The organism is Acetatifactor sp. (assembly GCF_982438285.1).
Genome location: NZ_CEWDFQ010000201.1, coordinates 1 through 5,709 on the forward strand (window position 1 = coordinate 1; position 5,709 = coordinate 5,709).

At 48.0% G+C, this 5,709-nt stretch carries 6 protein-coding genes; 2 read left to right on the forward strand and 4 right to left on the reverse strand.

Annotated features, from left to right (window positions below; translation table 11 throughout):
- From AC1WIP_RS10420 to AC1WIP_RS10435, 4 genes are all read right to left on the reverse strand, one after another.
- Window positions 1-496: glycoside hydrolase family 32 protein (locus tag AC1WIP_RS10420; protein WP_481141766.1), on the reverse strand; the 496-nt coding region annotated here is incomplete at its 3' end.
- A complete protein-coding gene (locus tag AC1WIP_RS10425; protein WP_481141767.1) occupies window positions 493-2,172 on the reverse strand; it encodes a type 2 periplasmic-binding domain-containing protein in 1,680 nt (559 codons plus the stop codon). The genes AC1WIP_RS10425 and AC1WIP_RS10420, both read right to left, overlap by 4 nt.
- A gap of 14 nt (window positions 2,173-2,186) precedes the next feature.
- Window positions 2,187-3,080, reverse strand: coding sequence for a carbohydrate ABC transporter permease (locus AC1WIP_RS10430; RefSeq protein ID WP_481141768.1), 894 nt, complete (start codon window positions 3,078-3,080; stop codon window positions 2,187-2,189).
- A gap of 15 nt (window positions 3,081-3,095) precedes the next feature.
- On the reverse strand, window positions 3,096-4,028 hold the full coding sequence (locus AC1WIP_RS10435; RefSeq protein WP_318703798.1) for an ABC transporter permease: 933 nt from the start codon (window positions 4,026-4,028) through the stop codon (window positions 3,096-3,098).
- 317 nt (window positions 4,029-4,345) lie between these two features.
- Between AC1WIP_RS10435 and AC1WIP_RS10440 the strand changes: the two genes are divergently transcribed.
- Together AC1WIP_RS10440 and AC1WIP_RS10445 are read left to right on the forward strand one after the other, a co-directional pair.
- Window positions 4,346-5,380: a LacI family DNA-binding transcriptional regulator gene (locus AC1WIP_RS10440; RefSeq protein WP_481141769.1), complete on the forward strand. Its 1,035-nt coding sequence runs from the start codon at window positions 4,346-4,348 to the stop codon at window positions 5,378-5,380.
- Window positions 5,381-5,496: 116 nt separating this feature from the next.
- Window positions 5,497-5,709 (forward strand): cupin domain-containing protein (locus tag AC1WIP_RS10445; protein ID WP_481141770.1); only part of this gene is annotated, 213 nt, incomplete at its 3' end.

A 5,709-nucleotide genomic window follows, 5' to 3' on the forward strand; every position in this document is an offset into this window, starting at 1 on the left:
CTCTGAAATCCTCCCTGCTGCTCCCCTCCGGCAGAAGCTCTGCTGTGATGACAGGATTTTCTTTGGACTTTACATAATCCCTGCCGTCCCCTATGGCGATGCACTGGTTCTGTCTGATTTTTTTCTCCCCATTTTCTTCCGTATGCTCCTCCACGCCTGTGTAGATCAAAACCTGCTTTTCCCCATCCTCCAGGGCGCTCCCTGAAAACACACCGGCGCCGTCATAGGTCTCATCCGGTGCAAGGGCTGCGGGAAGGTATTTCCAGCACACAAAATCCGTGCTGCTTGCATGGCCCCAGTGCATAGAATTCCATGCTGTCTCATAGGGATAATATTGGAAAAACAGATGATGCTCTCCTTTGAAATCAGAAAACCCGTTGGGATCATTGAGCCAGCCTGTAGGCACTGAAAAGTGAAACACTGGTCTTTCCTCCTGTGGGATTTTCGCCACAATCTGACTCTCATATTCTCTTGCTTTATTCAATAATTCACTCATGGTGCGTCCTCCTGCAATGATTCCTGATAGGCGTCAAAATATTTCTGCTTGATCTGCAGATATTCTGACAGGCCATAGCTTTCCATTCTTTCCAGATATTCGTCCCATTCTTCCTCAATTCCGCCGTTTAGTATCCAGCTGGCCTTCATCTGCTCCGCATAGCGTTTGATATCTGTGTCCAGCTGAGACACCCTGTTGGTATCCTCAAGGCTCATAAACACGTTGGGGAATACATACTTGCTGTGCATATCCTCCAGGTAAGTAGCGTGCATATTATCCAGTCTCCATTTTGCATCGTCCGGAAGCGTCACATACACCCCATAATAATCGTTTAACACTGCCAACGGTCCGTTTACCGACTGATTTTCCCGTACCTCCACCGGAGAATTGTCTCCAAGGTCCAGGTGCCGCAGCATGGGCTCCCCCGCGTCATTCACACTCATCTCAAAAATGTTTGGGGTGCCTTCCTCCCCATAGGTGCCCCAGTTATTCTGGGCCGACTGCAGGGGCGCATACATTTGATCAATCCAGGCGGCAGCCAATGCCGTATCCCTGCAGTTAGAGGTCAGCACACAGCGTCCTCTCTCAAATCCGCTGGTCTCGCTGCCGTTCTGCCTTGTGACATTGACCACACCCTCCGGTCCTGCCAGTGCAGGCAGCATAACGTAATCCTCATAGTTGTCAATATTGGCGATGTCCCAGGTAAAGCAAAGACCATATCTGTGATTTTTTCCCTTTGCTACATAGGTGGACCAATCCTGCGTAAACGCCTCTGGATCCACCACTCCCTCCTCTACCAGATGATGCAGCCAGGCAATTCCCTCTTTATATCCCTCCTGAACAGCCGTGTAGATTACCTCTCCTTCATCAGTCACCGCAAAGTGATCCCCTGTATCCCCATAGCCTTCTCCAAACCCGTTGATCAAAAAGGCAGGATCCTGATCCCCATTGTTGATGATAAAGGACATGGGGATCACATCCCCGGTGATGTCAAACTCCGCTTCTATTTCATCGGCATGATCACGAAAGGCAATCAGTACTTCTTCCAGCTCAGCCGTGGTTGTGGGAACCTCCAGATTCAGAAAATCCAGCCACTTCTTGTTGATATAGGGAATATTGCCAATGGCCTGAATGGCCTCCTTGCCCTCGCCCAGCTGCTCAATCCAGGGGAATGCATAGATATGTCCGTCCGGGGCAGTACACATAACCCTGTACTCCGGATATTTCTCAAATACCGCCTGCAGATTGGGCATATATTTGTCGATCAGGTTTTCCAGCGGGATAATAATTCCCTGTTTTGCATACCGCAGCAGATCGTAGTCTCCCATGCCCGCCACAAACAAACCGTCCGGAAGCGCTCCAAACTGCGCCAGCGCCAGATTTTTCTTATCTGCAAACTGATCCGACACAAAGCAGGTCCAGTCTATATGCACATTCGTCTGCTCCTCCAGCCTCTGAAAAATAATCCTTTTATTGGGATCCTGCTCCGTTCTGGCAGGCGCGTTTGTGATAAAGGACAGCTCTCTTGTCTCCTCCAGCGGGAAAGTCACTTCCGATATCGGTGTATCCGGATCAATATCCGCCTGCGCCACTCCCCCCTGGCCACATGCTGTCAGAGACAGCAAAATGGCGCCAGACAGCGCTGCACAAATGATTTTTCTTCCTTTTTTTGACATTGCTCTCTCCTTTCTCAGCCCTTTACCGAACCCACCATGACACCCTTGTCAAAGTACTTCTGGAAGAACGGGTACATAATCAGCAGTGGAAGGCTGGATACAATAATGGTGGAATATTTCAAAAGCTCAGCCATCTTGGCCAGCTCTGCCGTACTCTGAATGTCTGCAATCATGCCGGACTGGGGCGTGTTCTGTATCAGGATAGATCTTAACACCAGCTGCAGTGGCTGCAGGGAGGCGTCGTTTAAATAAATCATGGCGTCAAAATAGCTGTTCCACATCCCCACAAAGCCCCAAAGAGCCAAAACGGCAATGATAGGCTTGCACAAAGGCATCAATATTTTGAAAAAATGCTGTATCTCATTTGCCCCGTCTATCTGGGAGGCCTCCCACAGTTCCTTTGATATGGACTGATAATAGGTTCTGGCAAGAATCATATTCCATACATTGAAGGAACCGGGCACTATGACCGCCCATACGGTGTTCACCAGACGAAGCTGGTTCATCAGAATGAAAGTAGGAATCAGTCCGCCTCCAAAAAACATGGTAATGATAAATATAGTGTTAAAAAACGTTCTCCCCACCAGCTCCTTCTTGGACATGGGATATGCCGCAAGCAGTGTGATAAAGATGGAAAGCAGTGTGGAGGTTATGGAATAAAGAAAGGAATTTAAAAATCCTCTCCATATCATCTCATCCTCCATCACTCTGCGGTATGCCTCCAATGTCCAGTCCTGTATCCGGAAGCTGAGCCCCTGGTTGTTGAGCACATTGGGATCCATAAAGGACGCAATCACCACATATGCCAGGGGCACTACCACTGCCACCACAAACAGCCCCAGCAAAAGATAGCCCGCCGTCAAAAGTATTTTATCTGCCATACCCAGTTTTAATTTTCTGCGCTCCATGCCGCGTCCTCCCTCCTATAATCCTTCGCCTTCATTCAGCCTGCTCACGATCCAGTTTACCAAAAGCAGCAGTATCACATTGATGACCGAATTAAAAATGCCGACTGCAGTGGAATAGCCGTAATCACCGGACAACAGACCCATCTTGTACACATAGGTGGAAATGATCTCCGATGCCGGAAGGTTCATGCTGGTCTGCAGCGCATAAGCCTTCTCAAACCCGATGCTCATAATATTTCCTGCGGAAAGGATAAACTGGATCACCACAATGTTTTTGATGGCCGGCAGCTCCACATACCATATCTGCTGCAGAATATTTGCACCGTCTATGATAGCCGCCTCCTCCAGCTCCTTGCTCACATTGGACAGCGCCGCCGTATACATAATGGAGGACCATCCTGCCGTCTGCCATATGCCGCTTGCTATGTAAATGGTTCTGAAGGCCTCCGGCATGGTCATCCAGTTTGTACTGCTCCCCAAAAGCTGGTTCAGGGGCCCCACCGGGGAGAGGAACATTCTCACCATACCGCACAGGACAATGACGGAGATAAAATTGGGGGCGTAAATCAACAGCTGAATTTTCTTCTTTATGCCCTTTCTCCTGATTCTGTTGAGCAAAAGAGCCAGAATGATCGGTACCGGGAATCCCCAAAGCAGACCGTACAGGCTCAGCTTCAACGTGTTTAAGAGATACGCCATAAAATCAGGCGAGGACAAAAATCTCTCAAAATACTCAAGTCCCACCCATTCGCTTCCCAGAATCCCCAGGCGCACATTGTAATCCTCAAACGCGATCAATATTCCTCCCATGGGAAGATACTTAAATATAATGGTAATCACAAGTGCCGGCATCAAAAAGAACAAATACAGCTGCCAGTTCTTTTTCACATACAAAAGCTTTTGCCTTGTAGTCCTCTTTCCATTTACTGCTGCCCTTTTTCCTTCCACCTCTACCTCTCCCTTCCAATCGGTTTTTGCTTTTCTCGCTTTTCTGCTTTTTGTTTTCTTTGTTTGTTTACCCTATCTGCTTCTTTTCTTTTAGTAACCGGTAAAGTAACCGGTTACTTTATAAGCCCATAATAGCGCGCTGCAGAGGAAACGTCAAGTGATTTCCAGATTTTCGTCATATTCTCCAGCCCGCCGCACCGAAATTTATGGAAACTGCACATAACCGGTTACTTTACCGGTTACTTTTTCTCTTGCCACTGATTTTTTCCTCTGTTATAATAAGAAAAACACAAGCCCATCAAGGAGTGATTTTATTCATGAAAAGCAACAAGGTGACCTTTGCGGATATCGCTAAATATACTCATTTTTCCAAAACCACCATTTCCCGCTATTTTAACAATCCGGACTCTCTCACCCTGGAAAACCAGCAAATCATCGCCCAGGCCCTGGAGGATCTGGATTATAAGGAAAACAAGGTTGGGCGGATACTGGCCAGCGGCAAAACCGAATTTGTGGGCATCATAGTGCCCAATCTTTATCTGCACTACTATTCCGAAATGCTCAACCAGATTCTGTCCTCCTATGAAACCTACGGCTATAAGTTTCTGGTATTTGCCGGTAATTCCAACGAAGAGACAGAGCGACGTTACATCCGCGAGCTGTTGGCATACAATATCGAGGGAATGATTGTGCTCAGCCACACCATTCCCTCTGCGGAGCTTGCCTCCTATCATATTCCCATTGTGACCATTGAAAGAGAGGATCAATATACCTGCAGCGTAAACACGGACAACTATATGGGAGGCGTGCAGGCAGCCAGCCTGCTGTACAAAAATCATTGTGATGTACTGATCCACATCAACGTGGATGTGCCTCCTCATGTACCCTCCTACGGCCGGATACAGGGCTTTCTTGACCTCTGCGCAGAGCACAATGTGCCCCACGAGCTTCTGTTAGAGGATCTTGGAAATACTTATCAGGAAAACAAGGCCGCCATCCAAAGGCTTGCCAGATACCTGGATGAGAAATACGCCGGCATGAGAAAGGGTATCTTTCTCGCCAACGACACCTACGCCAATATTCTGCTCAACTTTCTCATGCAGCTTCACGGCTGCCTGCGGGATGACTACCGCATTATCGGCTTCGACAATTCCCCCATTTCCAGCGAAGCGGTTATCCCCACCAGCACCGTAGGACAACAGATTGATAAGATCGCTGCCGCCGCCATGGAAATTTTGGTAGAGCAGATGAACGAGCGCAAAAAAAGAAAGCCTGCCCTGGCAAAAGGCCCCATTCACAGAGTGATTACTCCAGTGCTGATCAGCCGGGATACTACTTGTAATCTGCGCTGACACCATGAATAGGGCGGCACCACCGCTTCCAGAGATGGAGAGTGTCCTTCCTCGTCACAGGTTTTGTGTTTCACTCATATCCTAAAACGGAAGACATTTTATCGGAGGTGAGCTGTGTGAATAGAAACAACTATGGCTGCCATACTCCTGACATAAGAGATTATGGGGCGGAATCGCTTATTGTGAACATCGACTGTTTTACTAAACAAAATCCATATTATAGAACCGCATTATGGACAGGTAACCATCTTCAAGTAACACTAATGAGCATACCTGTCCATGGCGATATCGGGCTTGAAATACACTCTGATGTCGACCAATTTATACGT